Genomic DNA, 25,219 nt, shown 5'->3' with positions numbered 1-25,219 from the left:
CGCCTGCTAGTTGCGCTCCAGACCAGAGTAAGGCCTGACACCATGCGGGCCTTGCTGTATATCAAAATGCCTGCACACGAAAATTGATGGATGTCGTTGCGTGCCTGGCGGCACGCAAGGGGTAGGCGCCGGACCGCAGACCGGGCGGCCGGGGATGCGCTAGCGCAGCTCTTCGAGCAGGCGCAGCGTTTCGGCGAAGCTCCAGACGCGCCGGATTTCGATAACGTCGTAGCGCGACGCGATGTTGGGCGGGAAGGCGGAGTAGCGGGCGTTGAGCCGCACGATCCGCCGCACCAGGTTGTCCGTCTCGGCCTGGCCGCTCGAGCGCACGATCGTCACATCCTCGACGCTGCCATCGCTGCGGATCGCGACGCTGACGACCGGCTCGATGCGTACCCGGTCCGCCGACTGCGGCGAGAAAGCCAGGCCGCCGTTGCGCTCGATCTTCTGGCGGAAGCTGTCCGCGTACATCCGCAGCGGCACATCGCGCTCGCCGGGGCCGAGCACGATGCGGCGCCCTCCCCGTTCGTCGCCCGTGCGCGCGCGCGGCGGATCGCCGCTCAGCAGGTCGACGCCGCGCGCCAGTTCGCGCACCCGGTTGGCAGCGTCGCTGCCAAACATATTCCTGGGCGTTGCGGTGCCGGCGCCGCCTGGCCCCGCGCCGCCGATGCCGGCGCCGGAACTGGCCGCGGCTGCCGCCCGCTCGCGTTCGCGCTGGCCGGCGGCGGCCTGCTCCGCTTGCTGTCGCGCGGCCTGCTCCGCCTGCTGGCGCGCGGCCTGCTCCGCTTGCTGGCGCGCGGCCTGCTCCGCCTGCTGGCGCGCTGCCTGTTCCGCTTGCTGGCGCGCTGCCTGTTCCGCTTGCTGGCGCGCGGCCTGCTCCGCTTGCTGGCGCACCGCCTGCTCGGCCCTTTGCTGCGCCGCGAGTTCCTCGGCCTTGCGCCGCGCCGCTTCCTCGGCTTTCTGCTGCGTGGCCATTTCGGCCGCCTTCTGCCGCGCCGCCTGCTCGACCTGCTGCTGCGCCGCCAATTCTGCCACCTTCTGGCGCGCCGCATCCTGCGCCTTCTGTTGCGCCGCGAGTTCCAACGCCTTCTGCCGCGCCGCGTCCTGCGCCTTCTGCTGCGCCGCGAGTTCTAACGCCTTCTGCCGCGCCGCGTCCTGCGCCTGCTGCTGCGCCGCGAGTTCCGCTGCCTTCTGCCGCGCCGCTTCCTCCGTCTTCTGCTGCGCCGCGCGTTCGACCGCCTGCTGGCGCGCAGCATCCTGCGCCTGTTGGCGCGCTGCGAGTTCGTCCGCCTTCTGACGCGCCTCCTCCTCGGCCTTTTGCCGCAACGCCTGCTCTTCTGCCTTCTGCTGCAGCGCGGCCTGCTCGGCGCGCCGCTGCTGCGCCTGCGTTTCCGCGGCCGCGCGCGACGCTTCCTCCGCCTGCCTGCGGCTATCGTCCTCCGCCTGCTTCGCCGCCAGCAGCTTCGCCTGCGCTTCCTGCGCGGCTTTCGCGTCCGCCGCGGCAGCTTGCTCCTGCTCGCGTTTGGACTCCGCCAGCCGCTGCGCGGCGCGCAGCTCGGCGCCGTCGTCGGCGCCATCCTGCGCCTCTTTCGGATCGATGGTCTTCTGGGCCGCTTCCGGCGGCTGCTGCAGCGGCACGACGAAATCGTTGAGGCTTTGGTCCTGGGCGATCACGGGTGTTGGCGACGCCTCGACGGGCTTCGGTGGCGACAGCGGCCGGCTGATGCGGCGCGGCTTGACGGGCTTTGGCTTTGGCGTCGGCGCGACAACCGGCGCGGGCCGCGGCGCCGGCGCCGGCGCTACCAGCCGCATGCCCGATGGCGCGGGCGGCGGAAGCATCGGCGCGAGCGGTTCCGCAACCGGCTCCGCAAGCTGCGGCGACGGCAGCGGCGGCAGCGGCGGCGCCAGCGTGACCGTCACCGGCCGCGGCGCGAATGGCGTGGGCAGGCCCAGCCCGGGGATGCCGAACCGGATCAGCAGCAGCATCGCGTGCAGGACGATCGACAGCATCACGCCGGCGGCCAGGCGCCGGTTGAGCAGATCGGTGGACGCAGCGCGGCTGGTGGCGGTGGCAAAACTCATGCGGGCGGGCCGGCACGGCGGCGGGGGAATGTTGTCAGGCTATCAGGATATCGTGTTCTCATCCGCAAAGCGAGAGCGAACGCCATGCGCATATCAAACCGCGTGCGATCAGTCCAGGCTCGCGGCCTAGCGGCGCGTGCGCGTGCGCGCCGCCTTGCAGCCGTCGATCCAATCGCGCCCGCCGGCCTGCAGCGCGGCGTCGATCACTTCCTGCGGCAGGCTGTAGACCGATGCCCAGGCCGCGCGGCCATCGACGGTATTGGTCGGGAAGTCGCTGCGCTCGATGGGCCAGCCGTACTTGCGCACCAGCGCGCGAATCACCGTGTTCAGCGTGATCTTGCGGTGCTCGAACAGGCTTTCGACGCCGGTCATGTCGTCCGACGCCAGCAGCACCGCCAGCGTCTGGGCGCGCAGCGAGGCGCCCATCGTGGGGAAGCGCCCCGGCGCAGGCGCCTTCTGGCGGCCGCTCATGCCCGCCTCAATTCGACCGCACCGCCGCGCAACACGCCGCCCGCGCCTTCGGGGTGCGCAAGCCAGGCGCCCAGCCAGCCGGCCACCCTGGCCGCCTTCGCTTCGATGTCGGTGCCGAAGCCGCGTTGCGCCAGCAGCGCGATGCCGTTGGTCTGGACCAGCACGCCGGGCGACAGGGCGAGCGCGCCATCGGCGCCGGGCGCGACGCACAATGGCGCCAGGCGATGCTCCAGTAGCGACGCCAGCACCAGGTTGTGCGACGAGACGATCACCGTTCCATGCCGCGCCAGTTCGTCGAGCACCGCGGCGGCGGCCGACACCGACTCCAGGTGGTTTGTGCCGCGGAAGATTTCGTCGATCAGGCAGATGATCCGGCCCGGGCCGGCGGCGGCGGCAAGCAGTTCGCGGGCCCGTTGGAGTTCGGCGATGTACAGGCTCTCGCCCCCCAACATCGAATCCTCGCTTTGCATGCTGGCGAACACCGGCAGCATCGGCACGCTGGCGCGGCTGGCGTAGCAGAAGCCGAACGCCCGCGCGGCCAGCAGGTTCAGGCCGATCGTGCGCAGCAAGGTGCTCTTGCCGACCCCGTTCTGGCCCGAGATAAACGCGCCCCTTCCGTGCAGCGCGATCGTCAGCGCGGCGGGCCGCTCCAGCAAGGGATGCACGGCCTGCTCGATGACGACTGCGCCATCGCTGCGCTCCGCCCGGCAGGTCGGCCCGCAGGCCAGCAGGTGCCGCGCCAGCGCGAGGTCCGCTTCGACACCGGCGACGCGCAGGTAGCAGTCGCGCAGAAACTGGCGATGGAGCCCGACAATGCCGACGCCCTTGAAGTAATGCTTGACGTTGGCCAGCATGAACCAGTCACGGTATTCCCGCATGCCGGGAACCAGATCCACCACGAACCGCGACAGGCCGCGGTTGATCTTGCCGGCCAGGGCGCTGTCGCGCGCCACCTCGCGCAACAAGGGATGATCGATCGCGCCGAGCAGGCTGGCGCCGCGCAGCATCATTTGCAGCGAGCGCATCGCGCGGTTCCACACGGCCAGGCGCTCGTGGAAGCGCATCTGGATCGCGATCAGCTGGTACAGGAAAAAGCCGGCGCCCAGCCAGGCCAGCGGCGACAGCACGACCGCGCCGACCGATGCCGTCAGGCCCACGCCCAGCAGCCATCCCTGCCCCGCCCATTTCGGGACCGCCGGCAGGTCTTCCTCGAACAGCAGCGTGGCGATGTCGGTGTCGGCATGGCGCAGCGACTTGCACGCTTCGGTCAGGATCGCGAGGCGGTCCGGATCGCCCGATAAGAGACGCAGGCGTTCGTCCAGTGCGTCACGCGCGGCGTCGTCCTGGCCATCGCGCAGGATGCGGTACAAGACCTGCTTGCCGAAGATGCTCACCTGACTCGTCAGCCGGACGAAATACGAGTCGAGCAGCATGCCTTCCCAGGTGGGCTGGTCGACCGACGCCGCGACCATGCCTCCACCAATGCGATGCAGCTGGGCGATGTCGCTGGCGGCGAAAGGATAATCGGCCGGCTCCTGGTCGTTGACCGGAAAGAGCGAGCGCAGGAATGCGAAGGCTTGCTGAACGAAGGCGAACATGCGGCTTTCCAAAAATATATTTTATGGAAAGATTGTACTGTAGAAACCCGCTGCGGACTGCGGCGGCGGGCGACAAGCACGGCGTCAGGCTGCCTTGAGATCGGTGAGGCAGTCGACCAGTTCGGCCAGCGGCATCGGCCGCCCGAACAGATAGCCCTGCATGCCGGGCGCGCCGTTGGCAGCCAGGAAGCTGGCCTGCTCCGCCGTCTCCACGCCTTCCGCGACCACGCGCAGGCCCAGGTGCGCGGCCATCGCCAGGATCGACTGGACGATCGCCCTGCCGTTCGGATCGTCCGGCGTGTCGCGGATGAAGCTGCGGTCGATCTTCAGTTCGAACAGCGGCATGCGCTTCAGGTAGGACAGGTTCGAATAGCCGGTGCCGAAATCGTCGATCGACAAACGAATGCCGAGCGCCGCCAGTTCGTGCATGCGGCCGATCGTCTCGTCCATGTTCTCGACCAGCAGGCCCTCGGTGACTTCGAAAATCAGCTGGTCCGCCGGCGCCCCGGTTTCCTCAATGATCTCGCGCACCTGCTCGACGAAGTCGGGTTCGCGGAACTGCGGCGGGCTGACGTTGACTGACACCGGCAGGAGATGGCCGGCGCGCGCCAGCCGCAAGCTGGCCAGGCACGCTTCGCGCAGCGCGAACTGGCCCAGCTTCACAATCAGCCCGCTCTCCTCGGCCGCGGGAATGAAGACGTCGGGCGCTATCATGGTGCCGTCGGGGCGGCACCAGCGCATCAGCATCTCGGCGCCGACCGGCACGCCGTCGCAGTTGACCTGCACCTGCATGTGCATCGACAGCTCGCCGTTGTCCAGCGCCGCGGCAAGGTCGCGTTCGAGCGTCAGGCGGCGCTCCATCTCGGCCTGCATGGTCGCTTCGAAGAAGGCCACGCCGTTGCGGCCTTCCGACTTGGCGCGGTACATCGCGGTGTCGGCTTCGCGCAGCAGGTCGTGCACCGTCTGGCCGGGTTTAGGCAGCAGCGTCACGCCGATGCTGGCCGACGAGTTATAGGTCTGGCCATCGATCTCGAAGCCTTCGGTAATCGTCTGGCGGATTTTCTCGGCGACGAACATCGCCGCCTCGCCGGCGCTCTCGCTGTCGTGACCGAGCTCGCCGAGCAGCACGACAAACTCGTCGCCGCCGATGCGCGCCACGGTGTCGCCTTTGCGCACGATACGCAGCAGCCGGTCGGCGGCGTTCTTCAGCATCGCGTCGCCGATCGCGTGGCCGCGTGCGTCGTTGATGTACTTGAAGTGATCGAGGTCGATGAACATCACCGCGCCGAAGCCGTCGCCGGCTTGCGCTTTCGCCAGCAGCTTGTCGATGCGGTCCATCAGCAGGCGCCGGTTCGGCAGCCCGGTCAGCACGTCGAAAAACGCCAGGCGGTGGATCCGGTTTTCCGACTTTTTCCGTTCGGTGATGTCGCGTCCCACGGCGACCCAGTGCGTGTGCTTGCCGCCTTCGTCGGCGAACGGCACCAGTTCCAGCTCGACCCAATAGGGCATGCCCATCTTCGTGTAGTACAGCATTTCGCCCGATACCGCTTCGGTGCGCGCGACGGCGCCGGCGAAGCGTTCGACCTCGGCGGGATCGGAGTCTCTGCCCAGCAGCATGCGCCAGCTCTGTCCTATAACCTCTTCGCGCGTATAGCCGGTGCGGCGCAGGAAGGCGTCGTTGACGGAGATGATCGGCTGCGCCGCGCCGGCGACGGTGACGACGCGGGCGATTACCACCATGTCGTTCAGGCGCGCCACCGCAGCGGCCGTGAGGCGCAGTTCGGCGTTGAGCGCGTGCAGCTCGTCCTGGCCGCGCTGAAGGGTGGCGGCGTTGTCGCGCAAGGCGTCGAGCGAACGCGCCAGGCGCTGCAGCAGGATCGAGCACGACAGCGTAATGACCGTGCTGATGAACAGGTAGTTCACGGCGATCATCAGCGACGGCATCAGGCCCTGGCCCGCGTCGCCCGGCAGATGCAGGGTCGACAGCCCGGCGTAGGTGAGCAGAAAAATGGCCAGCCCCGACAGGGCGAGCATGCCCAGCGCCGGCCAGGTGCCCAGCAGGACCGCGGCGAGCACCGGGCCGGCCACCATGTAGATCTGGCTGACCGGCCCGACGGACAGCATCAGGCCGACGCCAATCATGAAGACGATGGCCAGGAAATTGAGCACGCGCACCGTGTAAGAGAGCTTGCGGCGCGCCCACAGGGTGGTGAGCCAGCCGAGCGCGACCAGGTCCATCGCAACGACCGGCCACCTGCCCTCGTTCATCAGCAGAAACATGCTCGGGATGGCCGTGATGATCCCCAGCACGAGCACAATGGACAGCAAGGAAGAGAAAATCTGCGTGCGCCAATGCGCAATATTGTCGAACGTTTTCAGAAAATTACCTTTTGATCTCGCGGCCACATCGCGATAGACACCTTGCGTGTCGGAAGGATTGGTGCAATGCAACAGGATAGTTGGTAACTGATCGCGTGTCACCTACCATGTTGATTTCTGTGGCTCGGAGGAAACAAGTGTATCTTTAAAATAATATTCAGATCAGATCCGGCGGACCTGATCCCGCTGCTTGCTTTATGACGGCCGGTACACGGCGCTCGGTGGCGTCTCCCTTCGATAAGCCGGTCCCGGCCAGAACGCGGCCTGGACGAAATCGGAAATCCAGTTTTTCCCGTCGAAGCCCTGGATGTGGCCGTGCGGATGGGCGGAAGTGGCCTGGATCACAGCCACGTCGCCTTTTTGCGGCACGAAGCCGTCGATGCTCGCGATGTCGATCGGCTGGAACCCGATGCGCAGCAGCGTCGGCCCCCAGTCCTTCGCGCTGACCGGATGGCCGGCCGTATCGGCGCCCCCGTCCTCGAGCGCCTGCCGCACGTAGCGCGCGCACAGGCCCCTGCCGAAACCACTGACTGCGGACTTGCGCAGATGCGTGGCAAATATGCTTACATTAAACATGACAATTCCCCTCTGTAATTGCGCCTCCTTTGCTGAGGCCGACATCAGAATTGTTGTTTATTTGCTTACAGATCCGTCTGATCGGGATCATGGCGCGGCATCGGAATACGCGGCTTTTGCTATCGCCGCTTCACAAAGCGTTAATTAAAATAATCTCAACCTGAATTTTCTTGCAAGGTTGCCAGAAGCGGCCTAGATTGGTGCCGGTATCGGTGGACGGTGGCGGTGATGGGCGCGTCGTGGAGGGGCGGTCCGGGGAAGGCTGGTGCATGCGGACTAACTGAGTTTTGTGAGCCGTCAGCGCGCTTTCGACACAAGTGAAGATTCACGAAATTGCAAAACCCGACATCTTTAGAAAGAAACAACTAATTACACGAAGAAACAAGTATACTATTCCCTCCATACCAACATCAGCAGAGAGAGCTAAATGAATATCCGCAAGATCAAATCTCGTGGCACCTCCCTTTCCCTTTGCATCGCCTCGCTGCTGATGCTGGCATCCTGCGGCGGCGGAGGCGGCAGCGCATCGGCGCCCGCCCCGGGCGCCCCGGTCTCCACACTGTCACCGATTTCGGCCAGCAATTCGACGCAGGTGGCGAGCAACGCCTATGCGGCCAACGGCTCGATCGGCGATTCGTCCACTGGCGTCAGTTCCCTGCTGACCGGCGTGAGCGTGGACGGCAAGGCCCCCGGCGTCGTCAACCCGGCGCTCGCGTTGCTCAAGCGCTCCTACGCCGGCGGCGCCCCTGCCCTGCTGACCGGGGTGTCCAGCTCGCAGACCCAGGCCTGCGCCGGCGGCGGCACCATCACGGTCAGCGGAACGGCCGCGGGATCGAACGGCCCGGCCAATGGCGACAAATTCAGCATCACGGCCAACAATTGCGTCGAGGCCGGCACCACGATGAATGGCGCCATTTCGATGACGTTCTCCAACATTTCCGGCAATTTGTTTGGCACCGGCGCAGGCGCCGCGACCATGGATATGACGTTCACGGATTTCACTGTGGCGGAAGGCACGACCTCCGCCACAGTAGCTGGCGACATGAAACTCGTGATGTCGCAGACTGCGGCCGGCACCGTTAGCCTGGCCATCAGCGGCACGTCCCTGCAGAGCATTGAACGCAAAGGCGGCGTGAAGGTCAGCGATTTCCGTCTGTCCAACTACACGGCTACTGTCAGCGGCTCGGGCAATACGTTCAGCGTCAGCACCAATTACGCGCTGACCGGCACCTTCGGCTCGCTGGGCCAGCTCAGCGTTACCGTCAGCACGCTGCAGCCGTTTGTCGTCGGCGACAGCGGCGTGCCGAGCTCCGGTTCGATGATCATCAATGGGGCGGCCTCGTCGGTCACCGCGACGGTTGTGCCAGGCAACAAGGTGCGCCTGGATTACAGCGCGAAGGGCGACGGCGTGATTACCCAAACCAATACGATCGCCTGGACCGCTTTCGTAGCGAGCCTTTGATCGTTGCTCTGAGGGGCCGCGTTTGGCGAGCGGCCCTGCTAGCCGCTCTGCTCGCCTTACCAGAACTCGCCGCCTGCGCCCAATGGCAGGGCGCGCTCGGTCTTGGCGCGCAGAGCGTCGCGAATACGGAATTCGACAGATCCGGCGCCACGCTTGTCCGCGAGACTGGCTCGCTTCCCGGCGTCGCCGCACGCCTCGCTTGGCAGGCGGACAATTTCGGCGTCTTCGCCGGGGGCGAGGCCTATCAACACGGCATCGACTATCACGGCCAGACCCAGGCCGGCGCACCGGCTGAATCGACGTCGGCGACGCGGCTGATTCAGCTGCGCGCCGGAGTCAGCTACGCCATTAACGAGCGGGTTGCCGGATTCGTTGCAGGCGAATGGGACGGTTGGCGACGGGACATTCAGGGCGCCAGTGGCGCGGCGGGGTTGCAGGAGCGCAGCGCCTCCGCGCGTTTGCTGATTGGAGCGCGCGGGCAATGGGACAGCTCCGCCGTGGGTCGTTTTGGTATCGACGGCGCGCTGGTCTTGGCTGGGCCAGAGCGGCTTGATGTCGGCTTTTCGGGCGTCCTCGATGCGGCCTCGCTGACTACGCAGCGGGCGCGCGGTTGGCGCATTGGGGCCAGCGTGCGTCCGTCGGCGGTGCCTCGCGTCGAACTGCGCGTCGGTGTCGATACGATCAATGTCGCGCGCAGTGGCGATGTGCCACTCATGCGCAATGGTCAGTTTGTGGGCACGGTTGCCCAGCCCGAACATACGCGGCGTGCGGTTAGTGTGGCTATATCGACTTTGTTCTAGTCAAACGCCCAAGACTTGTATCGCAGTGATGTGGTTGAATTACCTTCTTAAACTGGCCTAGCGAGCAGGTTCGAACCTGCGACCGTCAGCTTACGATGGAATCCCAGATTTTATCAATATCAATTTGGGGACGTGGGCGCGTAGTGACGACGGGCATTTACGCACCATCCGCAGCCTTGGCTTTGCGTCTGGCCCGTCCGGCGCGCTTGATTTCCTCTGGATCCCATGGCGTGGTGCGCCGCTGTGCAGGCCCTCCTGCAAGTCACATCGGAGTTGATTGAGCTTGGCACCCAGCAGTTGGTGCTTTTCTTCCATCAGACGCAACGCCTCTCGCACGACCTCACTCGCCGACGTGCACCAGCCCGAATCGACTTTCTGTCGCACCATCTCCTCAAGATGAGGAGTCAAATTGATGTTCATTCCCATGATGTGTCCGTCGCGATTGCCTTGGATTTGATCATACAAAACACATCCAACTTTGACAGATCCTGACATGACCTTAGGGCGCGCGGCGGATGCAAATCCAGCGTCCCCCAACTATTCCAGTTACCCGAGATATGACGCCGAACGGGTTGCTGATGTGCAACCAACTTGGTAGTATTGCCAATAAGGAGGATGCATGAACGTCAAGAAATTTGCTTTGCCTATGATGATGGCACTTGTCGGTTTGACGAGTGGAAGCGCCATCGCTCGCAACCAAGGAAGGGAACAGGTTTGCCTCGTGATCGGCAAGTATGCTGAGGGCGTCGCGGAAGCACGAGAGAGTGGAAGATCGGAAAAAGAGGCGTTGAGCGTGCCGACACCGGGGCGAAAGGGCACACCGCAGGGAGACTTGTACGTAGCCCTGCAACAGGTTATCTCCTGGGTCTACACGGTTCAACTCCCGCCTTCGGAGGCTCGGAAACTTGTGTACACGAAGTGCCTCAATCGTGAATTTTTCGCATATAACCCCAAGCTGGATGGCTAACCAATGTTAAAAACTCTAGTTGTCTGCGCAACACTTCTGTACAGCGTTTCCGCTTACGCTCAATCTGAGCGAGTGTGTTTAAGCGCAGCTCAAATAGCTGAAGTAAGTGCCGAGTTAATGAAAGCGGGCCAAACCGAAGAGTACGTGACCGGCATTCTCACCGATCCTAAAGGTGCCGATCCCAAACGACCTAAAATTCGGCAAAAGGTTATCGACGATAATCAAGTAGACATCGCCAGATGGGTCTTCACGATGCGTCCACTTCCTTCCGAAGCACGAGCCACCGTTTACACGAAGTGCATGGCAGGTGGCTTAGGCTATATCGATTGGTCGAAGCACGCTAAAGCCGCTCGCGCTCGTTAAATAACTTAACTCCGCTTGCTACAGAGTGCCGGCCATGCGAATGGGGCCTCAACGATGGCCGCTTACGCTTGAACGCATATTGCTGAGAACGTGTCCGAATGAATGAAAGGAGCTTCCCCGCCCCCAGCCAAATCATGCACCTACGGCTGGTTTCAATGGTCTAAGAGGTCTGACTGGCAACTCAACCTGACCAGTGAAGTGGGGGAAGTCATGACGTTTTTCACGTGCAACGTGCGCTGCCGTATTACGCCATGAAACTTAGCGCGAAGGATCGCGTTGAAATATTTTGATCGATGAAAGACAACGCGAATCAAGATTGACAAAGAATTCGATCCTGCCAGTTTCAGTCTGTGCTCTGTACCATGCAGACGCATCCGGCTGGGGCAGCGACATGCCCGTCATTTCGACGTTCTTAAAAGAATGCTCGATCTCTTGAATTTTGATACAGCGCCCGGAAATATGCGCACCGACAATGAGCGGGGCTGGGCGGCCGTTACTGTATTTCACTACCAGCAACTCATCAATCCGAGTCCCGTCGCGGAGCATCGGGCCCGGGCCGACGTAGCGCAGCTCGTCCGGAGTGTCCACCGTCTTTTCGAGCTTTGCGTCGAACGAATGTTCGAAAAATTCCTGGTTAATGTGATTTTCGAGAATGGCGTGAACAAAGCCCTTCAAATCATTCGCTGCCATGGTCCGTGCGGACGCACTCGAAAAGACGACCAATATGAAACCAGCCAATATATTCATCGACGCCAATTTACGATTCACGACATCCCTGCGGATCTGGTTAATAGATTCCAGCCCAGTATTGGCAGCGTTGATATTTCATGTCAAGCGAATACTATTCACATCTTATTGTGCTGGATGTATACACCGGGGATTTATCTGGACTTGATGGCCTGCCCAACAGGAATCGAACCTGTGACCCTCAGCTTAGAAGGCTGATGCTCTATCCAACTGAGCTATGGGCAGTCTGAGATGCGGTGCAAGCGGAAAATCCTGCACGCAATGGAAAACGGGCCGTCATTCTCATGACAGCCCGTCTTTAAAACTGTGGTCGGAGTACAAGGATTCGAACCTTGGACCCCCTGGTCCCAAACCAGGTGCGCTACCGGGCTGCGCCACACTCCGAAGACGACATAATACCTCTTTGCGCCGCCTCCGTCAATGTGACACGCAACTTTCCCTAGGCCGCAACCTTGTCGGCAATTCGCCGCGCCATGTTCGCTGCCACGTCGGCATCCTTGGCCTCGACCATCACGCGGATCAGCGGCTCGGTGCCCGAGGCGCGAATCAGCACCCGGCCCGTTTCACCCAGCTCGCGCTCGACGGCTTCTTTCTCGGCAACCATTGCGGCGTTCTTGGTCCAGTCGAAGCCTGGCGTGACTTTCAGGTTGATCAGCGTTTGCGGGAACAAGGTCAATTCGCCGCAGCATGCCGCCAGCGACTTGCCGCTGCGTTTGAGTGCCGACAGCACCTGCAGCGCGGACACGATGCCGTCGCCAGTAGTGTGCTTGTCGAGCGCGAGCAAATGGCCCGAGCCTTCGCCGCCCAGCAGCCAGCCGCGCTCCTGCATCACTTCAAGCACGTAGCGGTCGCCGACCTTGGCGCGCGCGAAGCCGATGCCCAGTTCCTTGAACTTGACTTCGAGCGCCATGTTGGTCATCAGGGTGCCCACCGCGCCCGCCACCGGACCGGTCGCCATGCGGTCGCGCACCATCATGTAGAGCAGCTCGTCGCCGTTGTACAGGCGCCCTTCCGAGTCGCACATGATCAGGCGGTCGGCGTCGCCGTCGAGCGCGATGCCGAGGTCGGCCTTGTGCTCGACCACCGCCGCCGACAGCGCTTTCGGAGCGGTCGCACCGAAGCCGGCGTTGATGTTGAAGCCGTCCGGCGTGGCGCCGATCGCGATCACTTCGGCGCCCAGCTCGTGGAACACCGGCGGCGCGATCTGGTACGCCGCGCCGTGCGCGCAGTCGACCACGATCTTCAGGCCTTTCAGGTCGAGCTCGTTCGGGAACGTGCCCTTGCAGAACTCGATGTAGCGGCCCTGGGCGTCGAACAGGCGCTTGGCGCGGCCCAGTTTTTGCGGCTCCACGCATTCCATCGGCTCGTCGATTGCCGCTTCGATGTCCAGCTCCACCGCGTCAGGCAGCTTGGTGCCGTGCTCGGAGAAGAACTTGATGCCGTTGTCCTGGAACGGGTTGTGCGACGCGGAAATCACCACGCCGGCCGACAGGCGCAAGGCGCGCGTCAGGTAGGCGATGGCCGGCGTCGGCATCGGCCCGGCCAGCATTACGTCAACGCCCGCGGCCGAAAAGCCCGCTTCCAGCGCCGCTTCCAGCATGTAGCCGGAAATGCGCGTGTCCTTGCCGATCAGTACCGTCGGACGGCCGCTGGAGCCAGTGCTCTTGGCCAGCACCTTGCCGGCGGCGTAGCCGAGGCGCATTACGAAATCCGGCGTGATCGGCGCGACGCCGACCAAGCCACGCACACCATCGGTACCAAAATATTTGCGGCCCATATCTTCTCTTTTTCGTTGATTAGTGAATGTTTGCTGCTTGCCAGACCTTCAGCGCGTCCACGGTCTCCGGAACATCATGCACGCGTACAATTTTAGCGCCATGCGCCACCGCAGCCAATGCCCCTGCAAGGCTGCCCGCCAAGCGCTGTTCCACCGGTCGCCCCGTTACCGCGCCGATCATCGATTTGCGCGACAGGCCCGCCAGTACCGGCAGGCCGAGTTCCTGCTCGATCCGTCCGGTTGCGCGCAGCAGCGCGAAGTTGTGCTCGACGGTCTTGCCGAAGCCGAAGCCGGGATCGACGCAAATGCGCTTGCGCGCGATGCCGGCGTCCGTGAGCGCGTCGATGCGCTCGCGCAGGAAGGCGATCACCTCGCCCACCACGTCCGCGTATTCCGGCTGCTGTTGCATTGTCTGCGGCGTGTTTTGCATGTGCATGACGCACAGGCCACAGTCGCTTTCCCCCACCGCTTCGATCGCGCCCGGCGCGCGGAAGCCGTTGATGTCGTTGATCATGTCGGCGCCGGCGATGACGGCCTCGCGCATGACTTCGGGCTTCCAGGTGTCGATCGACAGTGGCTTGCCCAGGCCGCGCAAGGCGTACAGCGCCGGCATCACGCGGCGCAATTCTTCTTCGAGCGGTACCGCCGGCGAGCCGGGACGGGTCGATTCGCCGCCGATGTCGATCATGTCGGCGCCGTCGGCCACCATCTCTTCGGCGCGCGAGATGGCAAATTCGAGGGCCTGGAAGCGGCCGCCGTCGGAAAACGAGTCGGGCGTGACGTTGAGGATACCCATCACCAGCACGTCGCTGTCGAGGGTGTAGCCGAAACGGCCGCATTGGAGGAAATGGCGCATCTTACTTATAGACGGAAAATAGATCTCGACATGCCGGCGGCGGCGACGACAGCGGGGTCAGGTCCCGCGGACCTGACCCCATCTTTGCGGCGCGGACGGAAACGAAAAAAGGCATCCTGCGGGATGCCTTTTTGGAAGCGCGCTGACCGGTCAAGCGGGCGCCGTCGCGTTCGGCGACACGCCGCCCGAGCCGCTGTCGCCCGGAGGGTTGCGCTTGGTCAGGTTGCTCGTCGCCGACTGGCGCGGCTCGTGCCCCGCCATGATGTCGTTGATCTGCTCGGCGTCGATGGTTTCCCAGTCGAGCAGCGCGCGCGTCATCGCTTCGACCTTGTCGCGGTTCTCTTCGAGCAGGCGGCGCGCCAAGGCGTACTGCGTGTCGAGGATGCTGCGGATCTCGGAATCGACCTTTTGCTGGGTCGCCTCGGAAATGGTCTTGGTGGCGCCGCCGAAGAAGCCTTCGTTTTCGCTGTCTTCGTACACCATCACGCCCATGCTGTCGCTCATGCCGAAGCGCGTCACCATCGAGCGCGCCAGCTTGGTCGCGCGGGCGAAGTCGTTCGAGGCGCCGGTCGACATCTGGCCGACGAAAATCTCTTCGGCAATGCGCCCGCCAAACAGGATCGAGATTTCCTCGAGCATCTTGTCCTTGTAGCCGGACAGCGAATCGTGCTCAGGCAGCTGCCAGGTCAGGCCCAGCGCATAGCCGCGCGGCATGATCGTGACCTTGTGCACCGGGTCGGCCTTCGGCAACAGCTTGGCGATCACCGCGTGGCCCGACTCGTGGTAGGCCGTGTTGCGGCGCTCTTCCTCGCGCATGACCATCGACTTGCGCTCCGGTCCCATGTAGATCTTGTCCTTGGCGTCCTCGAAATCGATCATCTCGACCAGGCGCTTGCTGCGCCGTGCCGCAAACAGCGCGGCCTCGTTGACCAGGTTGGCCAAGTCGGCGCCCGAGAAGCCCGGGGTGCCGCGCGCCAGGATGTCGGCCTTGACGTCGGTGCCGATCGGCACTTTGCGCATGTGCACGTTGAGGATCTGCTCGCGGCCGCGGATGTCCGGCAGTCCGACCATCACCTGACGGTCGAAACGGCCCGGACGCAGCAGCGCCTTGTCGAGCACGTCGGCACGGTTGGTCGCGGCGACGACGATCACGCCGGAGCTCGCTTCGAAGCCGTCCATCTCGACCAGCAGCTGGTTCAGCGTCTGCTCGCGCTCGTCGTTACCGCCGCCCATGCCGGCGCCGCGATGGCGGCCGACCGCGTCGATCTCGTCGATGAAGATGATGCACGGCGAGTGCTTCTTGGCGTTTTCGAACATGTCGCGCACGCGCGACGCGCCCACGCCGACGAACATTTCAACGAAGTCGGAGCCGGAAATCGAGAAGAACGGCACCTTGGCTTCGCCGGCGATGGCGCGCGCCAGCAGCGTTTTACCGGTGCCCGGAGGGCCGACCATCAGCACGCCGCGCGGAATGCGGCCGCCCAGCTTCTGGAATTTGGTCGGGTCTTTCAGGAAGTCGACGATCTCGTTGACTTCTTCCTTCGCTTCGTCGCAGCCGGCGACGTCGGCGAAGGTGACGGTGTTGTTGGTTTCGTCCATCATGCGCGCCTTCGACTTGCCGAAGGAGAACGCGCCGCCCTTGCCGCCGCCCTGCATCTGGCGCATGAAGAATACCCAGACGCCGATCAGCAGCAGCATCGGGAACCACGAAATGAATACCTGCTGCAGGAAACCAGGCTCCTCAGGCGGTTTGATGTCGAAGTGAACGCCATTGTTGACCAGGTCGCTGACCAGGCCCTTGTCGAGGCCGGTGGCGGTCGAGCGCACCTTGCTGTCGTCGGTGAGCGTGGCGGAAATGTTGGTGCCTTCGATCACGAGATCCTTGACGCGATGGCCTTTGACGGCATCGAGCAGCTCGGAATAAGCAATGGCCTTGCTGCCGCCAGCGACGCTGTGATTGTCGAACTGCTTGAACAGCATGAACAACAGCAGTGCGACGACCACCCAGATGGCGGATTTGGAAAACATATTATTCACGAAAACTCCTTCGATGCTGCGTGCATCTTGTGCCGAATTTAGAATGCCGATTTTACTCGCAATACGCAGGGGATGCCACGCAAGCCCCGCGCCTTGCCCAAAAAACCACTGAAATTACTACTCGTCGGCATTAACCGGCCACTTGCGCCGGCCCTGGGACCTGTACCCGGCTCATGTGCGGTCGCCAGTCTTAAATATCAAGGGACGATTCGCCTTCTTCCTCGTCAATGCGCGCGCCCGGGTTTTTCGGGCCGCGTCCAAGCAGGAAAATCTCGGACGACTTGTCGCGGCTGGCCTTCGGCTTGACCTGCTTGACGACCTTGAACTCGGCGCGGAACTTCTCGACGATCTGGCTGAAACCCATATCCTTGAAGCACTTTACCAACAATGCCCCACTTGGTTTCAGGTGGAGTTGAGAAAACTCAATTGCCAAATCGATAAGATGCTCCATGCGCGCGGCGTCGGCGGTCGGAATGCCCGACAGGTTGGGCGCCATGTCCGACAGCACCACGTCGACCTTGCGGCCTTCCAGGATCACGTCGAGTTCGCGCAGCACGCGGTTTTCGCGGAAGTCGCCCAGGATGAAGTGGACGTCGGCGATGGGCTCCATCGGCAGCATGTCGAGGCCGATCATGGTGCCGTGGATGCCGCCGCCCTCCTTGCCCGACAGCTTGCGCCGCACGTACTGGCTCCAGCTGCCCGGGGTGCTGCCTAGGTCGACGATGACCTGGCCGGCTTTGATCAGTTTTTCGCTTTCGTCGATTTCCTTGAGTTTGAAAGCCGCGCGTGCGCGGTAACCCTCTTTTTGCGCCAGTTTGACGTAAGGGTCATTAATATGGTCATGCAACCAGTTCTTGTTTAATTTTTTCTTCTTCATTCGCGTAGAATACTGCTTTTAAGGGATTTAACTAAAATATTATGCAAAAACTTACACCCGCCGAGCGCAGCGAACTGCGCGCCGAAGCCCATGCGCTGAAGCCAGTCGTGATGATCGGCGAATCCGGCCTGACCGAGTCGGTCATGAAGGAAATCTCGGCCAGCCTGGACTCGCACGGCCTGATCAAGGTGCGCGTGGCCGGCGACGACCGCGACGCCCGCGTCGAAATGTACGAAAACATCTGCGACACCCTCAAGGCCCAGCCGGTCCAGCATATCGGCAAGCTGCTGGTGCTGTACCGTCCGAAAGTCGAAACGGTCAAGGAACGCAGCAGCAAGGCCGGCAAGGGCATGCGCGAAGTCACCATCGTCAAGGCCAGCGCCAGTGGCACCAAGCGCCCTAGCGTCACCAAGGTCATGATCAAGGGGAATGAACGTGTCACCGAAGGCGGTACGATCAAGCGCGCCAAGCCGCGCCAGACCAGTCAGAAGAAAAGCGGCCTCGGTAAATAATCAGGCGCCGCCGACAAGATCGGGGTCGGGTCCAGTGGACCTGACCCCTTTTTCATGCCTGTCGTTCCTGCGAAGGCAGGATCCTATACTGAGCCAGATGGACAGGTAACACCTGCACAAATCAAGCGCGGTATGGGTTCCTGCCTTCGCAGGAACGACAAGCCGGAAAGCGTTAGCGCAGCTTCACCAGCAACACGCCCGCCAGCACGCTCTCGACCAGGTACACCAGCTGCGACAAGCCATGCAGCAGGCCGAAATTGGTCTCCGCAAGCCCCGCCGCACCGGCCTGCGCCTTCACCTGCGCCATCATCGGCTGAAAGCCAAGGAAAATCGCCGCGCCGCACAGCATCATCGCGCCTATCAGCACGTTGATGGTGCGCTTGTTCTCCGGCGGAGAGAGTTTCAGGAGCACTTGCAGCAGTCCCGCGCACGGGATGGTCAGCATGAACTCCGTCCGCAGCAGCGATCCGACGATGGTCCCGACCAGCACGTTGTCGTGCAGGGTCGCAAACAGCGTCGGCGCCACCACGTAGCCGATCGTCCACAGGCTGCCGGCCCACAGGCTGGCAACCAGCAGGCGCGCGCGGCTAGCGAGCATCAGATGTATTTGACTTCGAGTATTTCGTATTCGCGCGGGCCGGACGGCGCCTGCACTTCCACCACGTCGCCGGCGTACTTGCCGATCAGCGCGCGGGCGATCGGCGAGGTCACCGATACCTTCGACAGTTTGAGGTCGGCTTCATCGATGCCGACGATTTGATACGTGACCTTCTGACCATTCTCCAGGTCTTCCAGGTCCACCGTCGAGGCGAACACCACGCGGCCTTCGGCGTCCAGCGCCGACGGATCGATGATCTGGGCGGCCGACAGCTTTCCTTCGAGTTCGGCGATGCGGCCTTCGACAAACGCCTGGCGCTCCTTGGCGGCGTCGTACTCGGCGTTTTCCGACAGGTCGCCGTGCGAACGCGCTTCGGCAATCGCGTCGATCACAATGCGGCGTTCTTTGGTTTTCAACTGGTGCAGTTCTTCCTTCAGGAGCTCTGCGCCGAATTTGGTCAGTGGAACGGTTGTGTTCATAGTGTCACTTCTACTCTGATTATTGGTCGTACCAAGTGAAAACCACAGAGGCACGCGATTGCACATCGCGCAAACTCTGTGGTCGAGAGGTACTGCTTGCTGCTTAGTTTAAGGTTTTATGCAGGCCTTGTAAATCGTACACACGCAACTCGTCGAGATGATGCATGCCTTCGACTGCCGCTTCGGCGCCGGCGATCGTGGTGTAGGTGACAACGCGCGCCGCCAGTGCCGACGTACGGATCGCCCGCGAATCGACGATCGCGCTGCGCTTTTCTTCGACCGTGTTGACGACCAGGCTGATCTCGTGGTTCTTGATCATGTCGACCACGTGCGGCCGGCCTTCGAGCACCTTGTTCACCGCCTGCACCGGGATCCCGGCCGCGGCGATCACCGCCGCCGTGCCCTTGGTCGCCACCAGCTGGAAGCCCAGCGTGACCAGGTCGCGCGCCACCGCCACCGTGCGCGGCTTGTCGGACGCCTTCACCGACAGGAACACCTTGCCCGACTCGGGCAGCTTGATGCCGGCGCCCAGCTGCGACTTCACAAAGGCTTCGCCGAAGGTCATGCCCACGCCCATCACCTCGCCCGTCGACTTCATTTCCGGTCCGAGAATGGTGTCCACGCCCGGGAATTTCACGAACGGGAACACGGCTTCCTTGACGCAGAAGTAAGGCGGGATGACTTCCTTTGTGATGCCTTGCTGCGCCAGCGTCTGCCCGACCATGCAGCGCGCGGCGATCTTGGCCAGCTGCAGGCCGGTCGCTTTCGACACGAACGGCACGGTACGCGAGGCGCGCGGATTCACTTCCAGCACGAACACGGTATCGACCATCTTGCCGTCGACTTCCTGCTTCTGGATCGCGAACTGCACGTTCATCAGGCCGACCACGTTCAGGCCCTTGGCCATCAGCGAGGTCTGGCGCTTCATTTCATCGATGGTCTCCTGCGACAGCGAGTACGGCGGCAGCGAGCACGCCGAGTCGCCCGAGTGCACGCCGGCCTGCTCGATGTGCTCCATCACGCCGCCGATGAAGGTGGTCTCGCCGTCGGAGATGCAGTCGACGTCGCACTCGATGGCGTCGTTGAGGAAGCGGTCGAGCAGCACCGGCGAATCGTTCGACACCTTGACCGCTTCGCGCATGTAGCGCTCGAGGTCGCGCTGCTCGTGGACGATTTCCATCGCGCGTCCGCCCAGCACGTACGATGGACGCACCACCAGCGGGTAGCCGATTTCGGACGCCAGCTCCAGCGCCTCGGCTTCGGTGCGCGCGGTGCGGTTTGGCGGCTGGCGCAGGCCCAGCGACTTCAGCAGCTGCTGGAAGCGCTCGCGGTCTTCGGCCGCGTCGATCATGTCCGGCGAAGTGCCGATGATCGGCACGCCGTTCTTCTCCAGGTCGAGCGCAAGCTTCAGCGGCGTCTGGCCGCCGTACTGCACGATCACGCCGACCGGCTTTTCCAGCGCGACGATTTCCAGCACGTCTTCCAGCGTCAGCGATTCGAAGTACAGGCGGTCGGAGGTATCGTAGTCGGTCGAGACGGTCTCCGGATTGCAGTTGACCATGATGGTCTCGTAGCCGTCTTCGCGCATGGCGAGGGCCGCGTGCACGCAGCAGTAGTCGAATTCGATGCCCTGGCCGATGCGGTTAGGACCGCCGCCCAGCACCATGATCTTCTTCTTGTCGGTCGGATTGCTCTCGCACTCTTCGTCGTAGGTCGAATACATGTACGCCGTGTCGGTCGAGAATTCGGCCGCGCAGGTGTCGACGCGCTTGTACACCGGGCGGATGCCCATCGCATGGCGGCGCTCGCGCACTTCGGTGTCGGTCACGTGCAGCAGGAAGGCCAGGCGGCGGTCCGAGAAGCCTTTTTGCTTGAGCTTGTAGAGCATCGCCTTGTCGAGCGACTCGATCTTCTGGTGGTCCAGCCACAGCTCGATGTCGACGATCTCCTTGATCTGCACCAGGAACCACGGGTCGATGCGGGTCAGCTGATGCACTTCTTCCAGCGTGAAGCCCTGGGCGAAGGCGTCGCCCACGTACCAGATGCGGTCGGGACCCGGTTCGCCGAGTTCTTCTTCGATCTTCTCGCGGTCGCGGGTCTTCTCGTTCAGGCCATCGACGCCCACTTCCAGGCCGCGCAGCGCCTTCTGGAACGACTCCTGGAAGGTGCGGCCGATCGCCATCACCTCGCCCACCGATTTCATCTGGGTGGTCAGGTGCTGGTCGGCGGCCGGGAATTTTTCGAACGTGAAGCGCGGGATCTTGGTGACCACGTAGTCGATCGCCGGCTCGAACGAGGCCGGGGTCGCGCCGCCGGTGATCTCGTTGCGCAGCTCGTCGAGCGTGAAGCCGACCGCCAGCTTGGCGGCGATCTTCGCAATCGGGAAGCCGGTCGCTTTGGAGGCCAGCGCGGACGAACGCGACACGCGCGGGTTCATCTCGATAACGATCATGCGGCCGTCGGCCGGGTTGATCGAGAACTGCACGTTGGAGCCGCCGGTGTCCACGCCGATCTCGCGCAGCACCGCGAGACTCGCGTTGCGCATGATCTGGTATTCCTTGTCGGTCAGCGTCTGCGCCGGCGCCACGGTGATCGAGTCGCCGGTGTGCACGCCCATCGGGTCGAGGTTTTCGATCGAGCAGATGATGATGCAGTTGTCCGCCTTGTCGCGCACAACTTCCATCTCGTATTCCTTCCAGCCGATCAGCGATTCTTCGATCAGCAGTTCGGTGGTCGGCGACGCTTCGAGGCCGCGCTTGCAGATGGCCTCGAACTCTTCTTCGTTGTAGGCGATGCCGCCGCCCGTGCCGCCCATGGTGAACGACGGACGGATGATGGTCGGGAAGCCCAGCTCGCGCTGCACCGCCCACGATTCTTCCATCGAATGAGCCACGCCGGAGCGCGCCGAGCCGAGACCAATCTTGGTCATCGCTTCCTTGAACTTGGAACGGTCCTCGGCCTTGTCGATCGCCTCCGGCGTCGCGCCGATCAGCTCCACGTTGTACTTGGCCAGCACGCCCTGGTTGTGCAGGTCGAGCGCGCAGTTGAGCGCGGTCTGGCCGCCCATGGTCGGCAGGATCGCGTCGGGACGCTCCTTGGCGATGATGCGCTCGACGACCTTCCAGGTGATCGGCTCGATGTAGGTCACGTCCGCCATTTCCGGGTCGGTCATGATGGTGGCCGGGTTGCTGTTGACGAGGATGACCTTGTAGCCCTCTTCGCGCAGCGCCTTGCAGGCCTGGGCGCCGGAATAGTCGAACTCGCACGCCTGGCCGATGATGATCGGGCCGGCGCCAATGATCAGGATGCTTTTGATGTCACTACGTTTTGGCATATTATTTCTTCTCCGCGGCTTGCATCAGGTTGATGAAGCGGTCAAACAGGTAGGCGACGTCGGTCGGCCCGGGCGAAGCCTCAGGGTGGCCCTGGAAGCAGAACGCCGGCTTGTCGGTGCGGGCGAAGCCCTGCAGCGAACCGTCGAACAACGATACGTGGGTCACGCGGCAGTTGGCCGGCAGGGTCGCGGCATCGACCGCGAAGCCGTGGTTCTGCGAGGTGATCATCACCTTCTTCGAATCGAGGTCCTGCACCGGGTGGTTGGCGCCGTGGTGGCCGAACTTCATCTTCAGCGTCTTCGCGCCGGAAGCGAGCGCCATGATCTGGTGGCCGAGGCAGATGCCGAAGGTCGGGATGCCCGCTTCGATCAGTTCGCGCGTCGCGGCGACAGCGTAGTCGCAGGCGGCCGGGTCGCCCGGGCCGTTGGCCAGGAAGATGCCGTCCGGGTTCAGCGCCAGCGCGTCGGCCGCGGTGGCCTGGGCCGGCAGCACGGTGATCTTGCAGCCGCGCTCGGCCAGCATGCGCAGGATGTTGCGCTTGACGCCGTAGTCGAAGGCGACGACGTGGTATTTCGGTGCGGTCTGGGCGCCGTAGCCCTTGCCCAGCGCCCATTCGGACTCGGTCCACTCGTACGGGGCCTTGGTCGAGACGACCTTGGCCAGGTCCATGCCGGTCAGGCCCGGGAAGGAACGCGCCAGCTCGAGCGCCTGGGCGACGGACGGCTCATTGCCCTGCACGCCGGTGAGGATGGCGCCGGACTGGGCGCCCTTCTCGCGCAGGATGCGGGTCAGCTTGCGGGTGTCGATGCCGGCGATGGCGACGACGCCTTCGGCCTTCAGGTAGTCCGACAGGGTCTGGGTGGAGCGGAAGTTCGATGGCAGCAGCGGCAGGTCGCGAATGATCAGGCCGGCGGCATGGATCTTGGCGGCCTCCACGTCTTCCGGATTGATGCCGTAATTGCCCACGTGCGGGTACGTCAGCGTGACGATCTGACGCGAGTAGCTGGGGTCGGTGAGGATTTCCTGATAGCCGGTCATGGCGGTGTTGAACACGACCTCGCCGGTGGTGTGGCCGGCTGCGCCTATCGAAATACCTTTAAAGATTGTTCCGTCGGCTAAGGCCAGGATGGCTGGAACAGAAGGGCCCGAAAAAAATGGCGGCAAGGGTAACTCCTGATAAAGTTACCGTAGCTGCGCCACGTCAGACCGACGACCATGATTGCCGGGCCAGTTTCGCGCCGGGATGGAAGTCTTTTGAATGATGGGATGGTGGGTAGTCGCTACGGTATGGGTGTGAATGGCTAAACCTCCGAATTATAGCGCAAACCGTCCCGGTCGGCAATCGGCGACGGCACTTTATCCACGCCGGGTAAGCGGGTTTTCGGGCGCGGTCAGGCAATTCTCAAATGAAACTACAAGGGGGACAGGCGATGCAGACGTTTGGACGCGATACGCCGATGGACAGGCCGAACCCGGGCGGACGGGCGGCGATATTCGTGCCGCATCCGGAGGCGACGGCGGTGGTGTCGGCGGCCGTCAACAACGGCTCGGGCATGGTGGGCTTCGGCAATGCCGACGGCACCGTCACGGTGTATTTCGAGAACAACCGGTTTCGCGATCCCGGTCTGCACCAGTGGCAGAGCAAGGTGTTCAAGGCCTACGGGCGGATGGTCGAGCGGGCGCCGACCACCAACAAGCTCTCCTGCGACGCCAGCAACCTGTTACAGGTCGGCTTCATCGAAGGTGGCGAGATCCTGGTGCGGGATATGGAGCTGCTGGCGCAGTGGCTGCAGCGCAGCGATGCGGCCGATTCGATGCCGGAATCGGCCGAGATTCACGCCGGCCGTTAACTCGTCGTTCCTGCGCAGGCAGGAACCCATGCTGAGGCTGAGCCGAGTCGGCATAGGCTCCTGCCAAGGGGGACGCCGAGCCCAGGAGCGACAGACTTACAGCCCGAGCGCGGCGATGCCGGCCTTGGCAATCTGCGCATCTTCGGGCGACTTCACGCCGGACACGCCGACCGCACCCACCACCTGGCCTTCGACCACGATCGGCACGCCGCCCTCGAGCATGCCGTCGATGTGCGGCGCCGACAGGAACGACGTGCGGCCATTGTTGATGATGTCTTCGTAGATCTTCGACTCGCGCTTGCCCATCGCGGCCGTCCGCGCCTTGGCCGGAGCGATATACGACGAGATCGGCGCAACGCCGTCCAGGCGCTGCAGCCACATCAGGTGGCCGCCGTCGTCGACGATCGAAATCACGACCGCCCAGTTATTGGCGGCCGCTTCGGCCTCGGCGGCGGCGGCGATCTTCTTCACGTCTTCCAGCGTCAACATCGGTTTGGTTTTCATCTTGTTATCCTTTGAGTTTGAGTGTTACAGGTTCTGCTTGGCCTTGAGCTTGGCCTTGATCTGTGGCATGACGGCGGCCGCGGCCTGCTCGCCCGCGAGAATCGCCAGGTTGCGCGCCTGGAAATCGCCGCCGCCCATGGTGCCCAGGCTAGGCGCGATGACGATGTCGGCGTCCTTCAGCTCGTAATGGTTCAGGCGCTGGCCCATGATGCTGAAGGTCTGCATCAGCACTTCGAGCGAGCTGAGCGTCGCCTGCGCGTCGGTCTGGGTCGAGATATTGACGGCGATGATGAAGTCGGCGCCCATCTCGCGCGCGAAGCGCACCGGCACCGGCGCCACCAGGCCGCCATCGACGTAGGTGTGGTTGCCGATCTTGACCGGCTGGAACACGCTCGGCACCGACGACGAGGCGCGCACCGCCTGTCCGGTGTTGCCACGCTGGAACAGGATCGGCTGGCCGCTGTTGAGGTCGGTCGCGACGGCGCCGAACGGGATCTTCAGCTTTTCCATCGGCACGTTGTGCACGGCCTTGTTGACGTAATTTTGCAGCGCCTCGCCTTTGAGCACGCCGGAGACCTTGGCGAACAGCGGCAGCGCCCAGTCGGAAATGGTCGCTTCGTCCATGTCCATCGCCACGCGCTGCAGGGCGAATCCGTTGTTGCCGGCCGCGTACAGCGCGCCGACGACGCTGCCGGCGCTGGTGCCGACGATCACGTCCGGGTAGATGCCCTGGGCTTCGAGGGCCTTGATGACGCCGATGTGGGCGAAGCCGCGCGCGGCGCCGCCGCCGAGTGCCAGGCCGATCTTGATTTTGCGCGGAGTCGGCGTGGCGGCGACCGGCGGCGGAGTCACGGCAAGTGGTGCGGTGGGAACCACCTGCTTGCCGCCGCAGCCGGCCAGCAGCAAGGCGCCGAGCGCGATCAGGGAAAGACGACGTGAAGTCATATGC

At 63.4% G+C, this 25,219-nt stretch carries 23 protein-coding genes and 2 tRNA genes; 6 read left to right on the top strand and 19 right to left on the bottom strand.

Annotation, left to right across the window (positions count from 1 at the left end; all coding sequences use genetic code 11):
* Nucleotides 1-159 precede the first annotated feature (159 nt).
* From Q4S45_RS05900 to Q4S45_RS05880, 5 genes are all read right to left on the bottom strand, one after another.
* A complete protein-coding gene (locus tag Q4S45_RS05900; RefSeq protein ID WP_305510048.1) occupies nt 160-2,082 on the bottom strand; it encodes a TonB C-terminal domain-containing protein in 1,923 nt (640 codons plus the stop codon).
* Nucleotides 2,083-2,208: 126 nt separating this feature from the next.
* Entirely contained in the window at nt 2,209-2,553 is a 345-nt protein-coding gene (locus Q4S45_RS05895) for a hypothetical protein (RefSeq protein ID WP_305510046.1), read from the bottom strand.
* A complete protein-coding gene (locus tag Q4S45_RS05890; protein ID WP_305510044.1) occupies nt 2,550-4,151 on the bottom strand; it encodes a hypothetical protein in 1,602 nt (533 codons plus the stop codon). Before Q4S45_RS05890 ends, Q4S45_RS05895 begins: the two co-directional genes overlap by 4 nt.
* A gap of 84 nt (nt 4,152-4,235) precedes the next feature.
* Nucleotides 4,236-6,479, bottom strand: coding sequence for a bifunctional diguanylate cyclase/phosphodiesterase (locus tag Q4S45_RS05885; RefSeq protein ID WP_305510042.1), 2,244 nt, complete (start codon nt 6,477-6,479; stop codon nt 4,236-4,238).
* Nucleotides 6,480-6,725: 246 nt separating this feature from the next.
* Nucleotides 6,726-7,106, bottom strand: a complete 381-nt coding sequence (locus Q4S45_RS05880) for a CHAP domain-containing protein (protein ID WP_305510040.1) — start codon at nt 7,104-7,106, stop codon at nt 6,726-6,728.
* Nucleotides 7,107-7,533: 427 nt separating this feature from the next.
* Between Q4S45_RS05880 and Q4S45_RS05875 the strand changes: the two genes are divergently transcribed.
* Both Q4S45_RS05875 and Q4S45_RS05870 read left to right on the top strand, forming a co-directional pair.
* A complete protein-coding gene (locus Q4S45_RS05875) occupies nt 7,534-8,568 on the top strand; it encodes a hypothetical protein (protein WP_305510038.1) in 1,035 nt (344 codons plus the stop codon).
* Entirely contained in the window at nt 8,565-9,368 is an 804-nt protein-coding gene (locus Q4S45_RS05870) for a hypothetical protein (RefSeq protein ID WP_305510037.1), read from the top strand. Before Q4S45_RS05875 ends, Q4S45_RS05870 begins: the two co-directional genes overlap by 4 nt.
* 90 nt (nt 9,369-9,458) lie before the next feature.
* On the opposite strand, the gene Q4S45_RS05865 is transcribed toward Q4S45_RS05870, so the two are convergent.
* Nucleotides 9,459-9,794 carry a type II toxin-antitoxin system ParD family antitoxin gene (locus Q4S45_RS05865; RefSeq protein WP_305510035.1) on the bottom strand — a complete coding sequence of 112 codons (336 nt, stop codon included), beginning with the start codon at nt 9,792-9,794 and terminating at the stop codon, nt 9,459-9,461.
* A 193-nt stretch (nt 9,795-9,987) separates the two neighbouring features.
* Here Q4S45_RS05865 and Q4S45_RS05860 point away from each other — a divergent pair, with 193 nt between their 5' ends.
* Nucleotides 9,988-10,335, top strand: a complete 348-nt coding sequence (locus Q4S45_RS05860) for a hypothetical protein (RefSeq protein ID WP_305510033.1) — start codon at nt 9,988-9,990, stop codon at nt 10,333-10,335.
* Nucleotides 10,336-10,338: 3 nt separating this feature from the next.
* Nucleotides 10,339-10,698 carry a hypothetical protein gene (locus Q4S45_RS05855; RefSeq protein WP_305510032.1) on the top strand — a complete coding sequence of 120 codons (360 nt, stop codon included), beginning with the start codon at nt 10,339-10,341 and terminating at the stop codon, nt 10,696-10,698.
* A 258-nt stretch (nt 10,699-10,956) separates the two neighbouring features.
* Here the strand turns inward: Q4S45_RS05855 and Q4S45_RS05850 are convergent, their stop codons facing one another.
* The 7 genes from Q4S45_RS05850 to Q4S45_RS05820 all read right to left on the bottom strand — a co-directional run bounded on the left by Q4S45_RS05850 (nt 10,957) and on the right by Q4S45_RS05820 (nt 16,992).
* Nucleotides 10,957-11,466, bottom strand: coding sequence for a hypothetical protein (locus Q4S45_RS05850; RefSeq protein ID WP_305510030.1), 510 nt, complete (start codon nt 11,464-11,466; stop codon nt 10,957-10,959).
* Between the two features lie 127 nt (nt 11,467-11,593).
* A tRNA-Arg gene (locus Q4S45_RS05845) sits at nt 11,594-11,670 on the bottom strand.
* A gap of 82 nt (nt 11,671-11,752) precedes the next feature.
* Nucleotides 11,753-11,829 (bottom strand) — tRNA-Pro (locus tag Q4S45_RS05840).
* Nucleotides 11,830-11,884: 55 nt separating this feature from the next.
* Complete coding sequence (gene glmM / locus Q4S45_RS05835) at nt 11,885-13,222, bottom strand: phosphoglucosamine mutase (RefSeq protein ID WP_305510028.1); 1,338 nt, start codon at nt 13,220-13,222, stop codon at nt 11,885-11,887.
* 19 nt (nt 13,223-13,241) lie between these two features.
* Nucleotides 13,242-14,078: a dihydropteroate synthase gene (gene folP / locus Q4S45_RS05830; protein ID WP_305510027.1), complete on the bottom strand. Its 837-nt coding sequence runs from the start codon at nt 14,076-14,078 to the stop codon at nt 13,242-13,244.
* Nucleotides 14,079-14,228: 150 nt separating this feature from the next.
* Nucleotides 14,229-16,115: an ATP-dependent zinc metalloprotease FtsH gene (gene ftsH, locus Q4S45_RS05825; RefSeq protein WP_305510025.1), complete on the bottom strand. Its 1,887-nt coding sequence runs from the start codon at nt 16,113-16,115 to the stop codon at nt 14,229-14,231.
* A 190-nt stretch (nt 16,116-16,305) separates the two neighbouring features.
* Nucleotides 16,306-16,992, bottom strand: a complete 687-nt coding sequence (locus Q4S45_RS05820; RefSeq protein WP_305510022.1) for an RlmE family RNA methyltransferase — start codon at nt 16,990-16,992, stop codon at nt 16,306-16,308.
* 41 nt (nt 16,993-17,033) lie between these two features.
* Here Q4S45_RS05820 and yhbY point away from each other — a divergent pair, with 41 nt between their 5' ends.
* The gene (yhbY, locus tag Q4S45_RS05815) at nt 17,034-17,504 is read left to right on the top strand and encodes a ribosome assembly RNA-binding protein YhbY (RefSeq protein ID WP_305510020.1); all 471 of its coding nucleotides are present in this window, start codon (nt 17,034-17,036) and stop codon (nt 17,502-17,504) included.
* 172 nt (nt 17,505-17,676) lie between these two features.
* Here the strand turns inward: yhbY and Q4S45_RS05810 are convergent, their stop codons facing one another.
* The 4 genes from Q4S45_RS05810 to carA form a co-directional block, all read right to left on the bottom strand.
* Complete coding sequence (locus Q4S45_RS05810; protein WP_305510018.1) at nt 17,677-18,102, bottom strand: DUF4149 domain-containing protein; 426 nt, start codon at nt 18,100-18,102, stop codon at nt 17,677-17,679.
* Complete coding sequence (greA, locus tag Q4S45_RS05805) at nt 18,102-18,581, bottom strand: transcription elongation factor GreA (protein ID WP_305510016.1); 480 nt, start codon at nt 18,579-18,581, stop codon at nt 18,102-18,104. Before greA ends, Q4S45_RS05810 begins: the two co-directional genes overlap by 1 nt.
* Before the next feature lie 103 nt (nt 18,582-18,684).
* Nucleotides 18,685-21,915, bottom strand: coding sequence for a carbamoyl-phosphate synthase large subunit (gene carB, locus Q4S45_RS05800; protein ID WP_305510014.1), 3,231 nt, complete (start codon nt 21,913-21,915; stop codon nt 18,685-18,687).
* Between the two features lies 1 nt (nt 21,916).
* The gene (gene carA, locus Q4S45_RS05795; RefSeq protein ID WP_305510012.1) at nt 21,917-23,080 is read right to left on the bottom strand and encodes a glutamine-hydrolyzing carbamoyl-phosphate synthase small subunit; all 1,164 of its coding nucleotides are present in this window, start codon (nt 23,078-23,080) and stop codon (nt 21,917-21,919) included.
* 242 nt (nt 23,081-23,322) lie between these two features.
* Between carA and Q4S45_RS05790 the strand changes: the two genes are divergently transcribed.
* Entirely contained in the window at nt 23,323-23,766 is a 444-nt protein-coding gene (locus tag Q4S45_RS05790; protein WP_305510008.1) for a hypothetical protein, read from the top strand.
* A 96-nt stretch (nt 23,767-23,862) separates the two neighbouring features.
* On the opposite strand, the gene Q4S45_RS05785 is transcribed toward Q4S45_RS05790, so the two are convergent.
* On the bottom strand, nt 23,863-24,270 hold the full coding sequence (locus tag Q4S45_RS05785) for a heme-binding protein (RefSeq protein ID WP_305510006.1): 408 nt from the start codon (nt 24,268-24,270) through the stop codon (nt 23,863-23,865).
* A 24-nt stretch (nt 24,271-24,294) separates the two neighbouring features.
* Complete coding sequence (locus Q4S45_RS05780) at nt 24,295-25,215, bottom strand: patatin-like phospholipase family protein (protein WP_305510004.1); 921 nt, start codon at nt 25,213-25,215, stop codon at nt 24,295-24,297.
* Nucleotides 25,216-25,219: the final 4 nt, after the last annotated feature.

It is taken from the genome of Massilia sp. R2A-15, from assembly GCF_030704305.1.
Lineage (GTDB): Bacteria > Pseudomonadota > Gammaproteobacteria > Burkholderiales > Burkholderiaceae_D > JAFCUW01.
Note: the sequence above shows the minus strand (reverse complement) of the source record. Positions and strands in the feature narration are given on the sequence as shown.

Bases quoted from the DNA above. Each gene is read 5' to 3' on its own strand.
- Q4S45_RS05900 (WP_305510048.1), bottom strand. From the start codon at position 2,082: ATGAGTTTTGCCACCGCCACCAGCCGCGCTGCGTCCACCGATCTGCTC.
- Q4S45_RS05820 (WP_305510022.1), bottom strand. From the start codon at position 16,992: ATGAAGAAGAAAAAATTAAACAAGAACTGGTTGCATGACCATATTAAT.
- Q4S45_RS05865 (WP_305510035.1), bottom strand. From the start codon at position 9,794: ATGGGAATGAACATCAATTTGACTCCTCATCTTGAGGAGATGGTGCGA.
- Q4S45_RS05785 (WP_305510006.1), bottom strand. From the start codon at position 24,270: ATGAAAACCAAACCGATGTTGACGCTGGAAGACGTGAAGAAGATCGCC.
- carB (WP_305510014.1), bottom strand. From the start codon at position 21,915: ATGCCAAAACGTAGTGACATCAAAAGCATCCTGATCATTGGCGCCGGC.
- greA (WP_305510016.1), bottom strand. From the start codon at position 18,581: ATGAACACAACCGTTCCACTGACCAAATTCGGCGCAGAGCTCCTGAAG.
- Q4S45_RS05895 (WP_305510046.1), bottom strand. From the start codon at position 2,553: ATGAGCGGCCGCCAGAAGGCGCCTGCGCCGGGGCGCTTCCCCACGATG.
- Q4S45_RS05860 (WP_305510033.1), top strand. From the start codon at position 9,988: ATGAACGTCAAGAAATTTGCTTTGCCTATGATGATGGCACTTGTCGGT.
- Q4S45_RS05790 (WP_305510008.1), top strand. From the start codon at position 23,323: ATGAAACTACAAGGGGGACAGGCGATGCAGACGTTTGGACGCGATACG.
- Q4S45_RS05880 (WP_305510040.1), bottom strand. From the start codon at position 7,106: ATGTTTAATGTAAGCATATTTGCCACGCATCTGCGCAAGTCCGCAGTC.
- Q4S45_RS05855 (WP_305510032.1), top strand. From the start codon at position 10,339: ATGTTAAAAACTCTAGTTGTCTGCGCAACACTTCTGTACAGCGTTTCC.
- Q4S45_RS05810 (WP_305510018.1), bottom strand. From the start codon at position 18,102: ATGCTCGCTAGCCGCGCGCGCCTGCTGGTTGCCAGCCTGTGGGCCGGC.
- folP (WP_305510027.1), bottom strand. From the start codon at position 14,078: ATGCGCCATTTCCTCCAATGCGGCCGTTTCGGCTACACCCTCGACAGC.
- Q4S45_RS05780 (WP_305510004.1), bottom strand. From the start codon at position 25,215: ATGACTTCACGTCGTCTTTCCCTGATCGCGCTCGGCGCCTTGCTGCTG.
- glmM (WP_305510028.1), bottom strand. From the start codon at position 13,222: ATGGGCCGCAAATATTTTGGTACCGATGGTGTGCGTGGCTTGGTCGGC.
- yhbY (WP_305510020.1), top strand. From the start codon at position 17,034: ATGCAAAAACTTACACCCGCCGAGCGCAGCGAACTGCGCGCCGAAGCC.
- Q4S45_RS05875 (WP_305510038.1), top strand. From the start codon at position 7,534: ATGAATATCCGCAAGATCAAATCTCGTGGCACCTCCCTTTCCCTTTGC.
- Q4S45_RS05890 (WP_305510044.1), bottom strand. From the start codon at position 4,151: ATGTTCGCCTTCGTTCAGCAAGCCTTCGCATTCCTGCGCTCGCTCTTT.